The following is a 19609-nucleotide window of genomic DNA, read 5'->3' as shown; positions in this document are numbered from 1 at the left end:
TACAAATAAGTCAGGGAAGAACAATGCGCGTTTATTACGACCGGGATGCCGACATCGGCCTGATCAAGAACAAGAAGATCGCGATCATCGGTTATGGCAGCCAAGGGCATGCCCACGCCCAGAACCTCAAGGATTCAGGTGTTCTCGACGTTGCTGTCGCCCTGCGCGAAGGCTCGGCGACCGCTGCCAAGGCGATCAACGCCGGGTTCAAGGTCATGACCAATGCCGACGCGGCCGCCTGGGCGGACATCGTCATGATCCTTGCCCCAGACGAGCATCAGGCGGGCATCTATGCCGACGATCTCCACGCCAACCTGAAGGACGGCGCGACCATCGCCTTCGCCCATGGCCTGAATGTGCATTTCGGTCTGATCGAGCCGCGCGCCGACCTCGACGTCATCATGATCGCGCCAAAGGGGCCGGGTCACACCGTCCGCAGCGAATATGTTCGCGGCGGCGGCGTCCCCTGCCTGATCGCGGTTCATCAGGACGTCAGCGGCAACGCGCACGACATCGGTCTCGCTTATGCATCGGCAGTCGGTGGCGGTCGTTCGGGCATTATCGAAACCAACTTCCGCGAAGAATGCGAAACCGATCTGTTCGGTGAGCAGGCTGTTCTCTGTGGTGGTCTGACCCACCTCATCCAGGCGGGTTTCGAAACACTGACCGAAGCGGGCTATGCCCCTGAAATGGCCTATTTCGAGTGTCTGCATGAAGTGAAGCTGATCGTCGATCTGATGTACGAAGGCGGCATCGCCAACATGCGCTATTCGATCAGCAACACGGCTGAATATGGCGACATAACGACCGGCCCGCGTATCATCACTTCGGAGACGAAGGCCGAGATGAAGCGGGTTTTAAACGACATCCAGCAGGGTCGCTTCGTCAAGGACTTCGTGCTCGACAATCGTGCCGGACAGCCTGAATTGAAGGCGGCGCGCAAGCTGGCGGCCGCCCATCCGATTGAAAAGGTCGGTGCCGAACTGCGCGCAATGATGCCGTGGATCGGCGCCAACAAGCTGGTCGACAAGGCCAAAAACTAACATCGCAAACAAATTGCTGGGGTCGCTGCTTCACTCGTTGATAGAAGAACTAGCGCCACTGCGGCTTTCGTTCCGGCGCGAAAACGATAGGGTGATGCTTTCCAACAGGAGCATCACCCATGCGTCGCGCCCTTCCCCTTGTTCTGTTTGCCCTCTCCGTGCCACTCGGGTCGCTGCCCGTCTTCGCGCAAATGCCGACCACAGCTCCCGGAACGCCGGACCCGCTGCGCGTCGTTGCCGGGACTTATAAGGTCGACCCTTCCCACACGCAGATTTTGTGGCAGCTCAACCACATGGGGTTCAGCCTGTTCGACGGCGCGTTCGGCGATCCCACCGGCACGTTGCAATTGGACCCTAAAAAGCCTGGTGCGGCAGTGCTCGACATCGAGATTCCCATTGCCCGAATCACGACCACGAACGCCAAGCTGAATGAGCATCTGCTCAGCGCCGACTTTTTCGACGCGACCAAATTTCCAACCGCAACTTTCAAGTCGACTCGGGTCGAGGTAAATGGCCAGACCGCCAACATCCAGGGCAACCTGACGCTGAAAGGCGTGACCAAGCCCGTCGTGTTGGCGGCGACCTTCATCGGCGCCGGAACGCACCCGATGACCAAGGGCACGGCGATCGGTTTCCGCGCGACCACGACTATCAAACGCAGTGAGTTTTCGCTGGGCTACGGCGTTCCTGTCGTTGGCGACACGGTGACGTTGACGATCAACGCGGCGTTCGACCTGCAAAAATAACGCGACATCTGGACTTTGGGGTGCGGGACGCGCTATCGGTGTTGCCGATGACAGCGTCTCGCGCCCTGCTCTTTCGACTTATCCGCCCTTAGGCGCGATACGTCCGTGCGGCCTTCGCACATCGCAGCTTAAGGGCACCACCCCCCGAAACTCGAAGTGATGCGAGACCCCAAGATGCTGCGCGACCCTTCTGTAAAATACCGTCCGTTTCCCCAGATCGACTTACCAGACCGCCAGTGGCCGTCGAAAACGATCACGCGCGCGCCGCGTTGGTTGTCCACTGACATGCGCGATGGCAATCAGGCGCTGATCGACCCGATGGACAGCGAAAAAAAGCAACGCTTTTTCGACATGCTGGTGCGGCTTGGCGTCAAGGAGATCGAGGTCGGTTTCCCCAGCGCGGGCGCGACCGAGTTCGACTTCATCAGCGGATTGGTCCGGAGCGGAGAAATTCCCGACGACGTAACCATCCAAATACTGACCCAATCGCGCCGCGACCTGATCGAGACCAGTTTCGATGCGCTCGAGGGCAGCCCGCGCGCCATAGTCCACTTCTACAACGCCGTGTCGCCCGCGTGGCGCAAGATCGTGTTCGGCATGGATCGCCAGCAGATCAAGCAGATCGCCATCGAAGGCGCGATGATCGTCCGTGACGAAGCCGCCAAACGGCCCGATACCGACTGGAGCTTCGAGTACAGCCCTGAAACCTTCTCGACCGCCGAACTCGATTTCAGCCTCGAAGTTTGCGAAGCGGTGATGGACATCCTGCGCCCGACATCTGAAAAGCCGATCATCTTCAACCTGCCCGCGACCGTCGAGTGCGCGACGCCGAACATCTATGCCGATCAGATCGAATGGTTCGGTCGCAACATTTCCAAACGCGACTCGGTCGTCATCAGCCTGCATGCCCACAATGATCGCGGGACGGGCGTTGCCGCGACCGAACTGGGCCTCATGGCGGGCGCGGACCGCGTCGAGGGATGCTTGCTGGGCAATGGCGAGCGCACCGGCAACGTCGATCTGGTGACCGTTGCACTGAACCTTTATACGCAAGGGATCGATCCCGGATTGGACTTCTCTAACATCGACAGCGTTGTGAAAACTGTCGAATATTGCACCGGCATCGCGACTCACCCGCGGCAGCCTTATGTCGGCGACCTGGTGTTCACCGCCTTTTCCGGCAGTCATCAGGACGCCATCAAAAAGGGTTTTGTAGCGCAGGAACAGCGCAACGACCAATATTGGGAAGTGCCTTATTTACCGATCGACCCGGCCGACCTGGGTCGCAGCTACGAGGCCGTAATCCGCGTTAATTCGCAGTCTGGCAAGGGCGGTGTCGCGTGGGTGCTGGAGCAGGACAAGGGACTGAAACTGCCCAAGCGGATGCAGGGTGACCTCAGCCGTCATGTGCAGGCGCTGGCCGACGAAAACAGCCGCGAATTGCACGCTGCCGACATTTGGGCCGCGTTTCAGACGGCATATCACCTGACCGGGCAGCAACGCTTCACCCTCGGTGACTATGAGGAGACACGCGCGGGCAACGGCGACCGCATTTTCGTCGGCAGCATTACCGTCGACGGGATCGAACGATCGGTCAGCGGACGTGGCAACGGCCTGATCTCAAGCGTCATCGCGGCGTTGAAGGACGAATGCGGCATCGAACTGGACGTCGTAGATTTCAGCGAACACGCGCTGAGTGGTGGCAGCGACGCGCAGGCGGCGGCCTATGTCGAATGTCGGACGGCGGCGGGCAAGACCGTGTTCGGGGTTGGGATCGACGCCGATGTCGCAACGGCCAGCGTTCGCGCGGTACTGGGGGCGGCAAATGGCGTTTGATGATACGGCGCGCAAGTCGAGCGCATCTTTCAGGCCGGAGCCATGATCTTCCGCCCCGTCCCAAATGCATAGGCCGCAATCGGCTCCCACGGCCCGCCCCGATAGTAAAACGCGGCGAGACCCGCCAGTTCGAGTGCGCGCGGGCGAAAGTCGACCGACAGCGCGTCCAGCAACGCCCGTGCCTCGGGCGGCTTGACCTTGTTCTGCACGGTCACGTGCGGCCGCCATGGATTGCGATCCTGCGGCATCAGCATCGACGCGAACCGGTCGGCGATACGCGCACGAATGTCCTCCAGTTCGGGGCTCTCCAGTCTGAATGCGACCCCGCCGCCCAGGTTGATCAGGCTGGCCAGCCGGGCCCGCGGATCATTGCCCCGCGCTTCGTCCTGCAACAGTCCGCTCACCTCGCCGACAACCGACGGCGGCAGGTGATGGAACATTGTCAAATGCGCGCGCAGGACGTTGCGTTCGGGTGGAAAATGCGCGCGCCGCAATGCGTCTAGGATCGCAAAATCACCGGCACCGAACAGCGCGGTGACGATGATGGGCGCGGTCAATCGACCGGCTCGAGCGCGACATGGGGACCGGCGGGCAGCGCGACGGTGATCGTATCGTCGGCCCTGACCTCGCCGCCTTCGATGACGATGGCCATCACGCCCGCTTTGCGGACCAGCCTGCCCTCGGTATCGCGGGTCAGCACCGCCTTCATCAGGCCCGGCATCAACCGATCGAGCAGCACGCATGGGTCGCGCAGGCCGGTCAGTTCGACCACCGCCTGGTCGCCCAGGTGCAGCCGAGTGCCCGTCGGCAGCGCCAACAGGTCAATCGCGCTGGTCGTGACATTTTCGCCCATCACGCCCGCCGTGACCCTGAATCCCTTTTCCGAGAGTTCATCGAACAATTCGGCGGGCATCAGGTGGACCTGTCGCAAATTGGGCCGGGTCGGATCCTTCTTGACGGCATAACCGTGTTTGACCTTCTCCCCGAAATGGGCGTCACCCTCGACGCCGTGGCCTGCCACCAGCTGGATCGACGCCACGACATCTTTGGTCACTCGGTGCTGTTGCTGGCGTGATACCGCGATTATTTTCATCAACGTCTCCCAAATAACTTTTCGATGTCGCGGTGCGCCAGCTTTACCCAGGTCGGGCGGCCATGGTTGCACTGGCCCGAATGTGGCGTCACTTCCATTTCACGCAACAGGGCGTTCATTTCCGCGACCGACAATATGCGCCCGGCTCGGACCGACCCGTGACACGCCATCGTGCCCGCGACCGCATCGATGCGTTCCTTCAGCGACAGCGCCTCCCCGAAAGCCGCCAGTTCGTCGGCAAGGTCGGTGACAAGTCCCCGGACGTCGGCCTGCCCCAGCATCGCCGGCACCCCGCGCACCAGCATCGCGCCGGGGCCGAACCGTTCCAGATCAAGGCCGAATTCCGCCAGTTCGGCCGCGCGCCCCTCCAGCCGGTCGCACGCCGTTTCCTCCAGCTCGACCACTTCGGGCAGCAACAGCGGCTGCATCGCCACGCCGCCGTTCGCCGTCGCCTTGCGCATCCGTTCCAGCACGAGCCGTTCATGCGCGGCGTGTTGGTCCACGATCACCAGCCCATCCTCGGCTTCCGCGACGATATAAGTTGCCGCGACCTGGCCCCGCGCCACGCCCATTGGGAACGATAAAGCCTCTGGGATCGGAACTGCGGCAATTTCGGCCCGGGCCATCGGGGGCGGGGCGAAGCTGGTGGCGCGCTCCCACACCGAATGTTGTGCTGGCGGCTGCGATGGCTGGCTGGTCCAGGCGCCCAGCGCTGCTGCCGAAGGGCGTGGCTGGCTGCGATGCCCCGCGCCATCGAGTGCGGCGCGTAGTCCGCCCACGATCAGTCCCCGAACCAGCCCGGGATCGCGAAACCGGACTTCGGTCTTGGCCGGGTGTACATTTACATCGACTTCGCCTGGGGGCACGTCAAGGAACAACGCCACCACCGCGTGACGGTCGCGGGCAAGCATGTCGGCATAGGCACCACGGACAGCGCCGATCAGGACGCGGTCCTTCACCGGACGCCCGTTGACGAACAGGAACTGGTGATCAGCGACCCCGCGGTTGAACGTTGGCAACCCGGCAATGCCGCCCAGCCGGATGCCGTCGCGGGTCAGGTCGATAACAACGCTATTCTCAATCAAGGCACGGTCGGTCAGCGCCGCGACGCGTGCGCCCTGCCCTTCGCCCTGCACAGTCATCGTGCGGCGGCTGTCATGTTCGACCGAAAAGGCAATATCGGGACGCGCCATCGCCAGCCTCTTCATGATGTCGATGCAGGCGGCGTATTCGCTGCGCGCCGATCGCAGGAATTTTCGGCGTGCCGGGATGTTGTCGAACAGTCCTGAGATGATCACGCGCGTTCCCGGGGGCAGAGCGGCGGGGCCACGGCCGGTCATTTCGCCGTTGTCGACGGTGCGCGACCACCCTTCTCCGCTGGCGGTCCGGCTCTCGATCGTGAGGCAAGCGACACTCGCGATCGAAGGCAGCGCTTCGCCGCGAAACCCCAGGGTGGCGACCAGTTCGATGGCGTCATCGGGCAGTTTCGACGTGGCGTGCCGTTCCAGCGCCAGTTCGATTTCACTGGCGATCATACCGCAGCCGTCGTCGATAACCTCGATCCCGTCGATGCCCCCTGCCGTCAGTCGCACGGCGATTCGCTTGGCCCCCGCGTCGATGGCGTTTTCGACGAGCTCCTTCAGCGCACTGGCGGGTCGTTCGACCACTTCGCCCGCCGCGATGCGATTGACGAGTGTTGGTGGTAGCCGCCGTATTGACATGGATGGTGCTCTAGCCCAATCGACCTCATCCCGCGACCCGGCCGCAGCGGAATATTCACATATGCCGCGCGGCTCAAAAGGCACCGAGTTTCCCCACTATGAAATTTCCGTTTTCGCGTTATTTCAAGTTCATGTCGCACGACATGGCCATCGACCTCGGCACGGCCAACACGGTCATCTATGTGCGCGGGCGCGGCATCGTGCTGAACGAACCTTCGGTAGTCGCGATCGAGACGATCAACGGCGTGAAACGCGTCAAGGCGGTGGGTGACGACGCCAAGCTGATGATGGGCAAGACCCCCGGCAGTATTGAGGCCATTCGTCCGCTGCGTGATGGCGTTATCGCCGATATCGACGTGGCCGAACAGATGATCAAGCACTTTATTCATAAGGTCCACGGCCAGCGCCGCTTTCCATCGTGGCCCGAAATCGTGATCTGCGTGCCTTCGGGTTCGACCAAGGTGGAACGGCGCGCGATCCGTGATGCCGCCTCCAACGCCGGTGCCAGCCAGGTCTTCCTGATTGAAGAGCCCATGGCCGCCGCGATCGGTGCCGACATGCCGGTGACCGAACCGATCGGTTCGATGGTCGTCGACATCGGCGGTGGCACGACCGAAGTCGCTGTTCTGTCCCTGCGCGGGGTTGCCTATTCCACGTCGGTGCGCGTCGGCGGGGACAAGATGGACGAGGCGATAGTTTCGTATGTCCGTCGCAACCACAACCTTTTAATCGGCGAATCGACCGCCGAACGCATCAAGCAGGAAGTCGGCGTGGCCAAGCCGCCTGCGGACGGTATTGGCCTAACGATTCACATCAAGGGTCGCGATCTGGTGAACGGCGTGCCGAAGGAAATCACGATCAACCAGGGCCAGATTGACGAAGCCCTGTCCGAACCCGTCGGCACGATCGTCGAGGGCGTTCGTATCGCGCTGGAAAACACCGCGCCCGAACTTGCTGCCGACATCGTCGACCAAGGTATCGTCCTGACCGGTGGCGGGGCGCTGCTGCGCGGGCTGGACGAGGTTCTGCGTGATGAAACGGGATTACCCGTTACGGTGGCGGACGATCCGCTGACTTGCGTGGCGCTCGGCACGGGGCGCGCACTGGAAGACCCGATGTTCCGCGGCGTCCTCCAGACTGCCTGACGGACGGCTGACCCGATATGGCGCCGCCCTCCTCCCGGCGCCCCGGATTTTCCCGTCGCGCGCAATATGGCCTGTTCGCCGGCTATGTGATCGCCGTGATCGGTGTCGTTCTGGGGCTGATTTTCGCCCTCACCGCGCGTTTCGACCCTGAGGGTCACGCCGGGATACAGTCCTTCTTTGCCGACCTGACTTCGCCGGTGTCGGTTGCCGGACGCAATATGGTAGAGGTAGCGAGCGCGGGCCTCGGGGGGATCGCGGCCTATATCGAAGCGGGATCGAAAAACCGCGCGATGGAGGGTGAACTGCGCCGCACCCACGCCAAATTGATTGAGGCACAGGCCGTGGCGCACGAGAACGCTCGGCTGAAGCGCCTTTTAAAACTGGTCGAGCGCGAACGGAGCACGATCGTTGCTGCCCGCCTGATCGCCTCGACCGGGGCCAGCAGCCGCCGCTATGCCACCCTCTCCGCCGGGACCGCGCACGGGGTGGAGAATGGCGAGCCGGTCCGCACGTCGGAGGGGCTGGTCGGGCGCATTGTCACCGTCGGCCGGATTACCGCGCGCGTTCTGCTGATTACCGATGGTGGCAACGTCGTGCCAGTGCGTCGCCTGTCCGACGGCATGCCCGCGCTCGCCACGGGGCGCGGCGATGGGGGACTCGACATTCGCGCGCTTGAAGCTGCAGGCAACCCCTTCAGGCCTGGCGACATTTTCATGACGTCGGGAACCGGCGGCATCTATCCGCCCGATGTCCCGGTCGCGGTCGCGCGTATCCGCAATCGTGAGCTCGTGATTGCTCGACCGCTGGCCGACCCCCGCCGTCTCGACTTCGCCACCGTTGAGCCTTCGTTCGTTCCGCCGGTGCCCGATCTGGCCCCCGTCCCGACGGGAAACCCATGATTGCGCTGCGTCGCCGTTCGTCGTTCGGGCCCCCGCCCGGTGCGGTCGAACGGCAAATCGTTCCGATCCTGTCGGTTATGATCGCTTCGCTCACCCCGCTGCTGCCCGAAATCTGGACGGCACCGATCCTGCCGCCGTTCGGGTTCATGGTGCTGCTCGGCTGGCGGCTGTTGCGCGACGACTTGTGGCCGGTCTGGGTGGCGCTGCCGCTGGGCCTGTTCGACGACATCTTCAGCGGCCAGCCATTGGGGTCCGCGATGGCGCTGTGGACGATTGCCTTTCTGGTCATCGACGTGATCGACAGCCGCCTCGTCTGGCGTGACCATTGGCAGGACTGGGGCATTGCCGCGCTGGCCATCGCGGGCGAGCTGGTGCTGGCGCTGGGCATCGCGCATATCACCGGCGGGGCAATGCCGGTGCTGTTGCTGCTCCCCCAGATACTCGTGTCGGTCCTGCTGTTTCCCATCGTTGCAAGACTATGCGCTACGCTCGATCGCTTCAGGCTCGCGCGATGAGGTTCGACTGGATACTTGGCAAGCGCAGCGTGTCGGAGGCGCAGGCGCAATTCAGCTTCACCCGCCGCAGTTTCGTGCTCGGGGGCGCACAGGTGGGCGTCGGCGTGTTGCTGGCAGCGCGCATGACCTATCTCTCGGTGTTCGAGAACGAACGCTATGCGCTGCTGGCCGAAAGCAACCGGGTCAACTTGTCGCTCATACCGCCGCGACGGGGCTGGATCGTCGACCGGGCAGGCAAGCCGCTGGCGCTCAATCGCACGGTGTTTCGCGTCGACATCATCCCCGACCGGCTTGTCGATCAGGACAAGACGCTCGACACGCTGACCAATTTGCTCGGCCTGACCAGCGACGACCGCGACCGCATCGAGCGCGATATCGACCGCGCCTCGGGCTTCCAGCCGGTTCAGGTCGCCGAACATCTGGACTGGGAGAAATACGCAGCTCTCAGCATCCGTGCGCCCGATTTGCCGGGTGTCGTGCCAGCACAAGGGTTTGCGCGCTATTATCCCGAAGGCGCGGCGGTCGGCCACCTGCTCGGCTATGTCGGCGCGGCGTCGGCGGAGGCGTACAAGAAAACCAAGGATCCTCTTTACCTCACACCCGGTTACAAGATCGGCAAGGACGGTATCGAGAAAATGCTCGAGCCCAGCCTGCGCGGTGCGCCGGGAGCCCGGCGTTCCGAGGTAACCGCGCGCGGCAAGCTGGTCCGCGACCTCGCGACGCGCCCCGACATCCCGGGCGACACACTGCACCTGACCATCGACGCCGGGCTCCAGGCCTATGCTGCGCGTCGGCTCGGCGAGAATTCGGGCGCGGTGACCGTCATCGATACCCTGACGGGGGGTATCCTCGCGATGGCATCGATGCCCGCCTATGATCCCAACAGCTTTTCCGACGGCATCGGGCGCGCCGAATATGCCGCGCTGACCAGCGACGACCATCTGCCGCTGGTGAACAAGGCGCTGCAAGGGCTGTATCCACCTGGTTCGACGTCCAAGCCCTCTACATCACTCGCGCTGCTGGAGGCGGGGATTGACCCCAATGCGACCGTCGTCTGTACCGGAGCCTATCGCGTCGGCAATGCGGTTTTCCACTGCTCCAAGCGCCGCGGACACGGCGCGATCTCGCTCGAACGTGCGATCATCCAAAGTTGCGACATTTATTATTACCATTTCGGCAAGATGGCCGGTATCGCTCCGCTCGCCAAAATGTTTCGCAAACTGGGTCTGGGTGCCGAATATCCCCTGCCCGTCCCCTCGCAGCGTTATGGCACCGTTCCCGATCCCGAATGGTTGATGCGGCGCTATAAAAAGCCCTGGTCGACCTTCGACACCGTCAATACCTCGATCGGCCAGGGCTATGTGTTGGTCAGCCCGATGCAGCTTGCCGTCATGGCGGCGCGGATCGCCAGCGGCAACGCCGTTTCCCCGCACCTGACGGGGCGCGGCGGCCCCGGCGCTTCGCTCGGTATTACGCCCGAACACCTCGCCTTTGTGCAGAAGGCGATGGGCAACGTCGTGAATTCTGGTTTCGGCACCGCGTCGGTCGCCAAACTCCCGGTCGAGGGCATCCAGATGGGTGGCAAGACCGGCACCGCGCAGGTCCGCCGGATCACGATGGCCGAACGCGCCAGCGGGGTGCTGTCGAACGCGGCCCTGCCCTGGAAATTCCGCGATCACGCCTTGTTCGTCGGCTTCGCGCCGGTCGTAAACCCGCGTTACGCCGTCTCGGTTATCATCGAACACGGTGGCTGGGGCGCATCGGCGGCAGCACCGGTGGCGCGCGACACGATGACCTATCTGTTCGACCCCGAAAAGGCGATGGCGACGCTGGTCGAACAGGAAAAAGGCTGGGGCGGCGACATCGCCACGCGCATGGCCAAAAAGGCTGCGGGCTATGCCCTGCCCAAGGTGGCTGCGCCCACCGCGACCGACAATGAACAGGACACCGCGCAATGAGTCGCTGGAGATGAGCCTGATCCCCGCCTCGCTGCGCTCCTTCAACTGGGCCATCATTGCACTGGTCGTCGCGCTGGTCGGGTTCGGCCTGGTGGTGCTTTACTCGGCGTCGGGCGGGCATCTGAAGCCATGGGCCATGTCGCAGGGCATCCGCTTTGTCGTGTTCCTGATCTTTGCCCTCGGCCTCAGCCGCATCCCGGAGAGCCTGTGGAAGGCGGGTGCGTTTCCCGCCTTTGCCGGCGTGCTGCTGCTGCTGGTCGCGGTCGAACTGCTCGGCGCGGTCGGTGGCGGAAGTCGCCGGTGGCTTGATCTCGGCATCATCCGCCTGCAACCGTCCGAGTTGATGAAGCTGACCATCGTGCTTGCGGTCGCGCGCTTTTATGACCTGCTTCCCGCTGGCGAGATCCGCGGCGTCAACGCGCTCTGGCCGCCCGCCGTCATGATCGGGTTGCCGTTCCTGCTGGTGCTGACCCAGCCCGACCTCGGCACCGCAACGATGATCGCGGCCGGGGGCATCGTCGTGGTGTTCCTGGCGGGCATCCCCTTGCGCCTCTTTGCCGGAGCCGCCGGTTCATTCGCCCTCATCCTACCGATCGTCTGGTCGCAGATGCACGACTACCAGCGCAACCGGGTACTGGTGTTTTTGAATCCCGAAAGCAATCCGCTCGGCACCGGTTATCACATCACCCAATCGAAAATCGCGATCGGATCGGGCGGCGTCTTTGGCAAGGGGTATCTCAACGGCACCCAGAGCCATCTCGACTATTTGCCTGAGGGTCACACCGACTTTGTCTTCGCAACGATGGCCGAGGAATGGGGGCTGGTCGGCGGCGTGGCGATCATTATCGGCTTCCTGCTACTGTGCCGCTGGGGCCTGCGGGTCGCTGCCCGCGCACCCACGCGCTTTGGCCGACTGGCGGCGGCGGGCCTGACGACGACCATCTTCTTTTATGTCGCCATCAATTTGATGATGGTCATGGGGCTGGCCCCGGTCGTCGGCATCCCGTTGCCGCTAATCAGTTTCGGCGGCACGGCGATGCTGACAGTGTTGATGTGCATCGGAATTCTGATGAGTATCGAACGCGACGGGAACCGGCAACACACAGGTTTTTCCTGAAGCGGTTGCGCATCGTGAAATGCAATGCTAACGGCCCGCCTCCCAACAAGCGGACGCATAGCTCAGTTGGTAGAGCAGCTGACTCTTAATCAGCGGGTCCTTGGTTCGAGCCCAAGTGCGTCCACCATTGTTATCAATAACTTAGCGGGTTTGCTGGCGATGGCTGGCAGGAGGCTGGCCACAAGACGGCCACAATCCTCGCTTCAACCCTCATGCCTCCTGCGCTCTTCACGAGTATTGGCAGCTTAGGCTAATTCCGCCACCCGGTCCATGGGCGTCTGCTCCCCGCATCCGAAGCGAAGTCGCCCCTCGTTGCCACAATGATAGGTCGCTCAGAAACGGCTTGCCCCTATGGCAACACAGGCATTGGTCCATCGGAAGAATAACGGGGAAAGATGAGGGGGGTGGTGAGACACACGTTTAGGGGGCGAAGTTGACGTCCCCCCTGTTTTTTAGTCCATTTTAAGCGAGAGTTTTCTGGTCTTTTGAAGCCTTCGGGCAAGGAGCTGGAAATGAAGAAATCTAGGTATACGGACGAGCAGATTGCCTTTGCGTTGAAGCAGGCGGAAACCGGTACACCGGTGGCCGAAGTCATCCGGCGAATGGGGATTTCGGAGCAGACGTTCTATCGTTGGAAGAAGATGTACGGCGGTCTCGGGGTCGGCGAGCTGAGGCGTCTAAAGCAGCTCGAGGACGAGAATCGGCAGTTGAAGCAGTTGGTTGCCGATCTGAGCCTAGACAAGCACATCTTGCAGGATGTCCTGTCAAAAAAGCTCTGACGCCTGAACGACGGCGCGAGCTCGTCGGGTACGTCCAGGCGTCCCATGCTGTAAGCGAACGGCGCAGTTGCTCGGCGCTGGGGGTCGAGCGTTCCTCGGTACGCTACGTCTCGCATCGACCGGACCAGACGCCGCTGGTGATGCGCATCCGCGATCTGGCGGCGACGCGAACGCGTTACGGCTATTTCCGGATCTACATCCTGCTGCGCAGGGAGGGATGGGTCGTGAACCACAAACGTGTCTACCGACTTTACCGGAATGATGGACTGAGCCTTCGGCTCAAGAAACCAAGGCGAGGGCGTCAGCGCTGCCAACCGCGAACGGCAACCTGCAGCACTGGCGGCGAACGACATGTGGTCGATGGACTTTGTCTCCGATGCTCTATTCGACGGTCGGCGACTGCGCGCGCTGACTGTGGTCGATGCGTTCACCCGCGAAGCTCTGGTGATTGACGTCGACCAGGGGATCAAGGGCGAACAGGTGGTCGAAGCGATGACGCAGATCACGCTGTTGCGGGGAGCGCCTAAAACCATTCAGGTGGACAATGGGCCGGAGTTCATCTCGAAGGCGCTCGACCGCTGGGCATACGAGAACGGCGTCACGCTCGACTTCAGCCGCCCCGGCAAACCAACGGACAATGCGTTCGTTGAGTCGTTTAATGGTCGCTTGCGCGACGAGTGCCTTAATACGCACTGGTTCTTATCGCTGGAAGACGCCCGGGCCAAGATCGACGCCTGGCGGCGGGACTATAACGAGAGCCGGCCTCACACATCGCTTGGCTGGCTGACGCCCATCGAATATGCTGCGGCGGCGGCCACCAAAGCGGCCGAATGAACGCCGGAAACTCACCCTCGACCTGGATGAGAAACCGGGGGACCCTCAATGCCCCATCCCCAATTCAGGCAGCATTGACCTCGGCCGCCACATTCACCTGTGGCACCTCGATGCCTTTGCTCATCGTCGTATTCTCACCGGCACATCTCCTTGTGGCTGCAGAAACGCTGGGTACTTTGTTGTTCCTCGCGCTTCTCGGTGCGATCGGTGGTGCAACAGGCGGCGCCAGCATCGCTCGCGCCACGTTTCGGGTTGTGCTTTGGGGTGGCCTTGCTCTTGTGATTACGGCCGGCATCGGGCGACTCGTAGGACGTGCAATTTGACGAAGTCTGGCGTCGAGCTGGCGGGTGCGCTGTGGTGGTATTTCGATCGCTATCCCCGTGTGAGTAATTTCCGATAGTGGCTGAATCCCCGTTGAAGGGGCACGGTTGGAGGATTGAGCAGTCTGGGGCTCATAGCCTAAGAAGCCTCCACCTATTGCGCACATACGACCCTTCGAAGGACCTTAGGAATGACTTATCAGACGATCATGGTTGATATGAAGCTCCATCACACCAACGCCAGGCTACTTGAAGTGGTGGGGGAAATCGCCGAACACCATAGTTCCAGAGTGATTGGTGTAGCAGCCTGTCAGCCTGTCCCAATCTCCTATTGCGATGTTCCTATGCCGCCCACGCTGATGAATGTGGACCATGAAGAGATAATGCGGGAAATGGCCGTGGCCGAAGCAGAGTTCCGGACGGCGTTTCGTGACAAGCCCAACAAAGTCGAATGGCGCAGATCTATTGGCATAGAACCGACTGCCGATTTTGTGGCCCTACAGTCACGATGCGCCGATCTCGTGGTTACGAGCGCGATTTCTTTTGATCCGGCTGACACAGCACGGCGACAAAATCTCGCGCAGGTGGTCATGCAGGCTGGGCGGCCCGTGTTGATCGTGCCGCGCCAAGCATCTGGTCTGAAGCTGGATCGAATGACGATCGCGTGGAAGGATACGCGCGAGACAAGGCGTGCCGTGGCCGACGCGCTGCCACTGCTCAAAACTGCCAAACACGTCAGCATTTTGCATCTCGCTCCTGAGCGCGATCGGCAGAAAGCGACGGAGAGCATGAACGACGTGGCGCATTGGCTCAGTCACCACGGTATCGGTGCCGATGTAATCTTCACTTGTACAACAGAAGGTGACGACGCCTATCAACTGAATGCTTGCCTTCGGAATTATCAAACCGACGTGGTAGTTGCCGGTGCCTATGGGCACAGTCGGCTGCGTGAATGGGTCCTTGGCGGCGTCACCCGCGATCTCACCCTACATGCCGAGTACTGCGCGCTGCTGTCACATTGATCCCAGTCAGCCTTAGCGAGAGCTTATGAACCAGCGCCGATGATCAGCCACAGTCGTACGTCACAAGCTCTGGCGATCAGCCTGGCTGCGCTGGCAGGATATGTGGACGCGATCGCCTATCTTGAAACGGGCGGCTTCTTCGTCTCCTTTATGAGCGGCAACACCACGCGCCTTGGTGTGGGCTTAGCGCATGGCTCCATTGCCGCGGTTATCGCGTTTGGCTTGATTGGCTGCTTCGTTATCGGTGTTACCGCAGCCTCACTTGCCGGAGACTATGTGCGCAAGAGGCGGCGGACTACTGTACTTTTTATCCTTTCACTCATGCTCGCGACAGCTGCATTTCTGGCAGCAATCGGCGATAAAACTGCCGCAATAGCTTGCCTGGCGATTGCAATGGGGGCCGAGAATGTCGTTCTAGGAGAGGAAGGGGAAGCCTCAGTGGCGCTGACCTACATGACGGGCACGATCGTGAAGTTGGGGCGTTATCTCTCCACGGTCATTCAAGGCGGCGACGTGAAAGGATGGGGATCTTACCTCCTGCTCTGGGCGGGACTGCTGGGCGGGGGCACTCTTGGAGCAATAGCCTATTCCGAAGCGGGAATGTCTGTACTCTGGGCCGGCGCTGGGTTTGCAGCACTCCTTGCAGTCATCACAAAATGCCGTATTGAAACCCAATACTAAGCAGACAAGCGTGAGACGCTTAATCCGCTGATCATACGCTGCCGCATTCCACAGTATGGGGCAGCGGGTCAGCAAAAACATAATCTAGGCCATGCGCTCGCCAAAGGTTCGATTGCGGTGTACGATCACGGATACCTCTGCGGTGAATTGCCGATCAGAATTCTGGTGACCTCTTAGCAATTTGGAATTCAACATCTTAGCAATCATGTGCACCTGCTGGTCGGTTTCCAGGGCTTGACGGCAGTCGATCTGGACCAAGAATTCACAAGCGCCGAGATAGCGGCGCGTCGGCATGTGGTGTTGGCCGACGAACTGGGTTTGTTGATCGACGGGGCAACCAATTACGCGATTTATATGCTTGATCCACAAGGCCGGGTGACGCTTTGGAATCGTGGAGCTGAACGGATCAAGGGTTGGAGTGAAGCTGAGATCGTCGGTCGGGATTTCGCTATATTTTATCCGCCCGACGATATTGCAGCCGGAAAACCCCGCTCTGATCTTGCGCGCGCCAATGTTCTTGGACGCGTCGAGGAGGAAAGCTGGCGGGTTCGCAAGGACGGGTCGGAGTTTTTGGCAAGCGTCACGATGACGGCTTTGCGGGATGAGAATGGCGCACTGAAAGGCTTCGGTAAAGTCATACGCGACATCACCGACCAGAAAGCCGCTGAAGCAGCTATTGTGCGACGCGAGCACCATTTGCGTTCGATCCTGGCAACCGTGCCCGATGCAATGATCGTCATGGATGAGCTGGGAACGGTCTCCTCCTTTAGTGCTGCGGCCGAGCAACTGTTCGGCTTCGCCGAACACGAAGTCGTCGGCAGGAACGTCAACATGCTGATGCCCGCCGCCGATCGTTCAGATCATGACAGCCACCTGTCAACGTATGTCAAGACTGGCGTTCGGCACATCATCGGCAGCGTTCGTAACGTGACGGCGATGCGCCGGTCCGGCGAAACTTTCCCGATCGAATTGGCTGTTGGCGAAGTCTCCATCTCTGGCGAACGCATCTTTACCGGCTTTATCCGGGACGTCACGACGCGGCACGAGAGCGAGACAAAAATGAAGGAACTGCAGTCCGAACTCGTTCACGTATCTCGAGTGAGCGCGATGGGAACCATGGCGTCCACACTTGCTCATGAGATCAACCAACCTCTAACTGCTATTGCAAATTATCTCGAAACTGCGCGGGCGATGATTGGCGAGAGCGCGGACCAGCAGCTCGGTGAAATTGGCGAGGCGATCGAACTGGCGGCAGCGCAATCACTGCGTGCTGGCAATATCGTTCGGCGTTTACGCGCGTTTGTAGATGGCGGTGAGACCAGCTTCGAGCTTGAGCCTCTTGACGATCTGGTAAGAGAAGCAAGCAGTCTTGGCCTGATTGGCGCGCACGAGGCCGGGGTTACCGTCAATATCGATATCGCTTCAGGTTTCAACCATGTGAGGGTCGATCGGATTCAGATCCAGCAGGTAATCGTAAACCTCATTCGAAACGCACTTCAGTCAATGCAGGGGACCGTTTCGAAGGAACTTTCGATTGTTGCGTCTCTGGATGACCCGAGCTGGGTGAAGATATCCGTTGTCGACACCGGCACTGGCATAGAGCCCGGTGTCCGCACACGACTTTTCGAGGCGTTCGCAACCACAAAGGAAAATGGCATGGGTTTGGGTCTCTCAATCTGCCGGACGATCGTCGAGGCCCATGGCGGCCGGATATGGGCTGATGCTGTCGAAGGCGGCGGAACCGCCTTTAACTTCTGCATTCCGCTTGCTGAGACTGCTGATGACCGAGTCTGAGCATATTATCTTTATCGTCGATGACGACGAAGCTATCCGTCAGTCAATCGGGTTTCTGCTGCGCAAGGCAGGTTACACCGTGAGCACCTTTGCCTCCGGCGATGACTTCCTAAAGGCGGTCACGCGCGAGAGCCAGGGATGTGTTCTGCTGGACGTGCGAATGCCCGGACTTGACGGACTGGAAGTTCAGGCGCGGCTGAGCGAGCGGGGTATCACCTTGCCCATCATCATGCTGACTGGGCATGGCGATGTCACGCTCGCCGTTCGGGCCATCAAAGGAGGAGCGATCGAATTTCTGGAAAAGCCGTTTGAAAGGATGATACTGCTTGCCGCGATTGAAGAAGGGCTCCGCTATTCGAAACGAGGCACCCACGAGAAGCTCGCCAAGAATGAGGCGGTTGTTCGACTGGCAGCGCTCACCGCTCGCGAACGCGATGTTCTTAAAGGGATGATTGCGGGGCGTCCCAACAAGCTAGTGGCGTTTGACCTGAACATCGCGACCCGGACGGTCGAGGTGCATCGCGCCAATCTGATGGACAAGCTCCATGCAAGGAGCCTTTCTGACGTGCTTAGAATAGCTTTCGCCTCCGGGATAGATGAAGCCGAGGTAGCGTAACCCTCGTTATCTACGTACAGACCGGGCTGTCTAAACTGTGCAACGGGTGAGGCAACAAAGGTTCCTCATCATTACTCAAGGTTACGAAAACGTACGTGTTTCTCTCGTCGATGGCGATCCCACCATCCGACGTGCTCGCCAGATTATGTTACGTTCAGAGCAATACGATGTGCGCTCCTATTCTACTTGCGCGGCCCTGCTCGCCGATCCTGTCTCTCGCGACTATCCCTGCATAGTTCTTGATGTAGGAATGCAGGGCATCAACGGTCTCGACTTGCTGCGTCAGATGAGGGCAACGGGTTGGCGGGGCACAGGAATACTGCTTGATCAGGATTTTCCTACCGAAGCGCTGGTGCAGGAAGCGCATCGACATGGCGATAGAGTGTTCGATCATGGCATCGGCGACCGCGCCTTGATCACCGCTATTTCTGCTTCAGTCGAGCGTGCAGAAAACTCACATCACCCAACCCTTGCGAGATGCGTAAAGTCCGAGGCTGGCGCCTGATGGCTTATCAGTGCAAAATATCCATTCGTTAGGGACAAGGCTGAAATGTCGGGCTCCAACCCCGTCTGACGATATTGCTAAAGGATTTAATGATGCTGGTGTTTCACGGTGCGCTCATACTGGTCGTTGATGGAGCAAAAATGTCATTGTTTCGTAATCGGGGGCGTGAGGCCGCGATAGACCTCGAAATGCTTGAACATCGAGTAACGCACTCTAAGTCCACGGCTGATATGGGAACGGACAAACCCGGTCGCAGCTTCAGTTCAGCGGGAGCTGGGCGAAGTGCTTATGAATCTACTGACTTCCATCAAATGGAAGAAGACAAGTTCGCGGAAGCGGCGATCAACACGCTGAACGGACTGGCACAACAATCAAAGTTTGACTTCATCATTGTGGCCGCGCCTCACGTGCTCGGCGTCATGCGACATCACTACAGCGCGGATCTAAAAAAACGCCTCGTGGCCGAGATAGACAAGGATTTTGCCGGTCGGCCTTCAACCGAAGTCGCTGAGCTTCTCCAGGACTACCCGAAATAGATTGAAGGAACAGAGCGGTACGATGCAGAACAGTGCGCGGTCTGACACAGGGGCATCCAATGACTGAAGACGCCATGAAGGCTTTTTCGGGCAATCGCATTCAGAGCGAAGTGCTTCGAGCCAAAGTGATGGGCGCTGACGCCGCAGCCAAATTCATCACATCAGGAAGCACAGTAGGGCTGAGCGGATTTACAGGGTCGGGCTATCCTAAAGCTGTGCCACTGGCACTCGCCGCGCGGATCGAAGCCGAACATGCTGCGGGCAATCCGTTCAAGGTCCGCGTCTGGACCGGGGCCTCGACCGGCCCCGAACTCGATGGCGCGCTCGCCAAGGCGGACGGGATCGAGTTCCGCCTGCCGTATAATTCGGACCCGATTGCGCGCGAAAAGATCAATCGTGGCGAGATGGAATATTTCGACATGCACCTGAGCCAGGTCGCGCCGATGGCG

The 19609-nt window shown here is 60.6% G+C and carries 18 protein-coding genes, 1 tRNA gene and 2 pseudogenes; 18 read left to right on the top strand and 3 right to left on the bottom strand.

Annotation, left to right across the window (positions count from 1 at the left end):
- The first annotated feature begins 23 nt into the window (after positions 1-23).
- The 3 genes from ilvC to leuA all read left to right on the top strand — a co-directional run bounded on the left by ilvC (position 24) and on the right by leuA (position 3625).
- Positions 24-1043, top strand: a complete 1020-nt coding sequence (gene ilvC / locus Q0R02_RS12145) for a ketol-acid reductoisomerase (RefSeq protein WP_293883845.1) — start codon at positions 24-26, stop codon at positions 1041-1043.
- A 119-nt stretch (positions 1044-1162) separates the two neighbouring features.
- Positions 1163-1789 carry a YceI family protein gene (locus Q0R02_RS12140; protein WP_293883844.1) on the top strand — a complete coding sequence of 209 codons (627 nt, stop codon included), beginning with the start codon at positions 1163-1165 and terminating at the stop codon, positions 1787-1789.
- Positions 1790-1963: 174 nt separating this feature from the next.
- Entirely contained in the window at positions 1964-3625 is a 1662-nt protein-coding gene (gene leuA, locus Q0R02_RS12135; protein ID WP_293883904.1) for a 2-isopropylmalate synthase, read from the top strand.
- 29 nt (positions 3626-3654) lie between these two features.
- Here the strand turns inward: leuA and Q0R02_RS12130 are convergent, their stop codons facing one another.
- The 3 genes from Q0R02_RS12130 to mutL are packed head-to-tail and all read right to left on the bottom strand — an operon-like array spanning position 3655 to position 6439.
- Entirely contained in the window at positions 3655-4182 is a 528-nt protein-coding gene (locus Q0R02_RS12130; protein ID WP_293883842.1) for a 2'-5' RNA ligase family protein, read from the bottom strand.
- Positions 4179-4718: an MOSC domain-containing protein gene (locus Q0R02_RS12125; RefSeq protein ID WP_293883840.1), complete on the bottom strand. Its 540-nt coding sequence runs from the start codon at positions 4716-4718 to the stop codon at positions 4179-4181. The genes Q0R02_RS12130 and Q0R02_RS12125 overlap by 4 nt, the downstream gene beginning before the upstream one ends.
- A complete protein-coding gene (gene mutL / locus Q0R02_RS12120; RefSeq protein WP_293883838.1) occupies positions 4718-6439 on the bottom strand; it encodes a DNA mismatch repair endonuclease MutL in 1722 nt (573 codons plus the stop codon). The genes Q0R02_RS12125 and mutL overlap by 1 nt, the downstream gene beginning before the upstream one ends.
- Before the next feature lie 98 nt (positions 6440-6537).
- Here mutL and Q0R02_RS12115 point away from each other — a divergent pair, with 98 nt between their 5' ends.
- The 15 genes and pseudogenes from Q0R02_RS12115 to Q0R02_RS12045 form a co-directional block, all read left to right on the top strand.
- Positions 6538-7584 carry a rod shape-determining protein gene (locus Q0R02_RS12115; RefSeq protein ID WP_293883836.1) on the top strand — a complete coding sequence of 349 codons (1047 nt, stop codon included), beginning with the start codon at positions 6538-6540 and terminating at the stop codon, positions 7582-7584.
- Positions 7585-7601: 17 nt separating this feature from the next.
- A complete protein-coding gene (gene mreC, locus Q0R02_RS12110) occupies positions 7602-8483 on the top strand; it encodes a rod shape-determining protein MreC (protein ID WP_293883834.1) in 882 nt (293 codons plus the stop codon).
- On the top strand, positions 8480-8998 hold the full coding sequence (locus tag Q0R02_RS12105; RefSeq protein ID WP_293883832.1) for a rod shape-determining protein MreD: 519 nt from the start codon (positions 8480-8482) through the stop codon (positions 8996-8998). Before mreC ends, Q0R02_RS12105 begins: the two co-directional genes overlap by 4 nt.
- Positions 8995-10956 (top strand): penicillin-binding protein 2, encoded by a 1962-nt coding sequence (gene mrdA, locus Q0R02_RS12100; RefSeq protein WP_293883830.1) that lies wholly within the window; start codon positions 8995-8997, stop codon positions 10954-10956. Before Q0R02_RS12105 ends, mrdA begins: the two co-directional genes overlap by 4 nt.
- Before the next feature lie 10 nt (positions 10957-10966).
- Complete coding sequence (gene rodA, locus Q0R02_RS12095) at positions 10967-12073, top strand: rod shape-determining protein RodA (RefSeq protein ID WP_293883902.1); 1107 nt, start codon at positions 10967-10969, stop codon at positions 12071-12073.
- Positions 12074-12124: 51 nt separating this feature from the next.
- Positions 12125-12200, top strand: a tRNA-Lys gene (locus Q0R02_RS12090).
- A 385-nt stretch (positions 12201-12585) separates the two neighbouring features.
- Positions 12586-13686, top strand: a pseudogene (locus Q0R02_RS12085) (IS3 family transposase).
- Positions 13683-14009 (top strand): VIT1/CCC1 transporter family protein, encoded by a 327-nt coding sequence (locus tag Q0R02_RS12080; protein ID WP_367271469.1) that lies wholly within the window; start codon positions 13683-13685, stop codon positions 14007-14009. Before Q0R02_RS12085 ends, Q0R02_RS12080 begins: the two are co-directional and overlap by 4 nt.
- Before the next feature lie 188 nt (positions 14010-14197).
- Positions 14198-15028 (top strand): universal stress protein, encoded by an 831-nt coding sequence (locus Q0R02_RS12075; RefSeq protein ID WP_293883828.1) that lies wholly within the window; start codon positions 14198-14200, stop codon positions 15026-15028.
- A gap of 39 nt (positions 15029-15067) precedes the next feature.
- Positions 15068-15709 (top strand): YoaK family protein, encoded by a 642-nt coding sequence (locus Q0R02_RS12070; RefSeq protein ID WP_293883826.1) that lies wholly within the window; start codon positions 15068-15070, stop codon positions 15707-15709.
- Between the two features lie 207 nt (positions 15710-15916).
- The gene (locus tag Q0R02_RS12065; protein WP_293883824.1) at positions 15917-17503 is read left to right on the top strand and encodes a PAS domain S-box protein; all 1587 of its coding nucleotides are present in this window, start codon (positions 15917-15919) and stop codon (positions 17501-17503) included.
- Positions 17490-18119, top strand: a complete 630-nt coding sequence (locus tag Q0R02_RS12060; protein WP_293883822.1) for a response regulator — start codon at positions 17490-17492, stop codon at positions 18117-18119. The genes Q0R02_RS12065 and Q0R02_RS12060 overlap by 14 nt, the downstream gene beginning before the upstream one ends.
- Before the next feature lie 37 nt (positions 18120-18156).
- Positions 18157-18624 (top strand): response regulator, encoded by a 468-nt coding sequence (locus Q0R02_RS12055; RefSeq protein ID WP_293883821.1) that lies wholly within the window; start codon positions 18157-18159, stop codon positions 18622-18624.
- An 89-nt stretch (positions 18625-18713) separates the two neighbouring features.
- Positions 18714-19160 (top strand): host attachment family protein, encoded by a 447-nt coding sequence (locus Q0R02_RS12050; RefSeq protein WP_293883820.1) that lies wholly within the window; start codon positions 18714-18716, stop codon positions 19158-19160.
- A 59-nt stretch (positions 19161-19219) separates the two neighbouring features.
- Positions 19220-19609 (top strand): annotated as a pseudogene (locus tag Q0R02_RS12045) (propionyl-CoA--succinate CoA transferase); the annotation flags it as partial.

This window comes from Sphingomonas sp. (assembly GCF_025353885.1).
Lineage (GTDB): Bacteria > Pseudomonadota > Alphaproteobacteria > Sphingomonadales > Sphingomonadaceae > Sphingomonas_O.
The sequence above is the reverse complement of the archived record's forward strand: the minus strand, read 5'-3'. Positions and strand labels throughout refer to the sequence as shown.

Excerpts from the sequence above, each read along its gene's own strand:
- ilvC (WP_293883845.1), top strand. The coding sequence starts at position 24 with ATGCGCGTTTATTACGACCGGGATGCCGACATCGGCCTGATCAAGAAC.
- Q0R02_RS12140 (WP_293883844.1), top strand. The coding sequence starts at position 1,163 with ATGCGTCGCGCCCTTCCCCTTGTTCTGTTTGCCCTCTCCGTGCCACTC.
- leuA (WP_293883904.1), top strand. The coding sequence starts at position 1,964 with ATGCTGCGCGACCCTTCTGTAAAATACCGTCCGTTTCCCCAGATCGAC.
- Q0R02_RS12125 (WP_293883840.1), bottom strand. The coding sequence starts at position 4,718 with ATGAAAATAATCGCGGTATCACGCCAGCAACAGCACCGAGTGACCAAA.
- mutL (WP_293883838.1), bottom strand. The coding sequence starts at position 6,439 with ATGTCAATACGGCGGCTACCACCAACACTCGTCAATCGCATCGCGGCG.
- Q0R02_RS12115 (WP_293883836.1), top strand. The coding sequence starts at position 6,538 with ATGAAATTTCCGTTTTCGCGTTATTTCAAGTTCATGTCGCACGACATG.
- mreC (WP_293883834.1), top strand. The coding sequence starts at position 7,602 with ATGGCGCCGCCCTCCTCCCGGCGCCCCGGATTTTCCCGTCGCGCGCAA.
- Q0R02_RS12105 (WP_293883832.1), top strand. The coding sequence starts at position 8,480 with ATGATTGCGCTGCGTCGCCGTTCGTCGTTCGGGCCCCCGCCCGGTGCG.
- mrdA (WP_293883830.1), top strand. The coding sequence starts at position 8,995 with ATGAGGTTCGACTGGATACTTGGCAAGCGCAGCGTGTCGGAGGCGCAG.
- rodA (WP_293883902.1), top strand. The coding sequence starts at position 10,967 with ATGAGCCTGATCCCCGCCTCGCTGCGCTCCTTCAACTGGGCCATCATT.
- Q0R02_RS12080 (WP_367271469.1), top strand. The coding sequence starts at position 13,683 with ATGAACGCCGGAAACTCACCCTCGACCTGGATGAGAAACCGGGGGACC.
- Q0R02_RS12075 (WP_293883828.1), top strand. The coding sequence starts at position 14,198 with ATGACTTATCAGACGATCATGGTTGATATGAAGCTCCATCACACCAAC.
- Q0R02_RS12070 (WP_293883826.1), top strand. The coding sequence starts at position 15,068 with ATGATCAGCCACAGTCGTACGTCACAAGCTCTGGCGATCAGCCTGGCT.
- Q0R02_RS12060 (WP_293883822.1), top strand. The coding sequence starts at position 17,490 with ATGACCGAGTCTGAGCATATTATCTTTATCGTCGATGACGACGAAGCT.
- Q0R02_RS12050 (WP_293883820.1), top strand. The coding sequence starts at position 18,714 with ATGATGCTGGTGTTTCACGGTGCGCTCATACTGGTCGTTGATGGAGCA.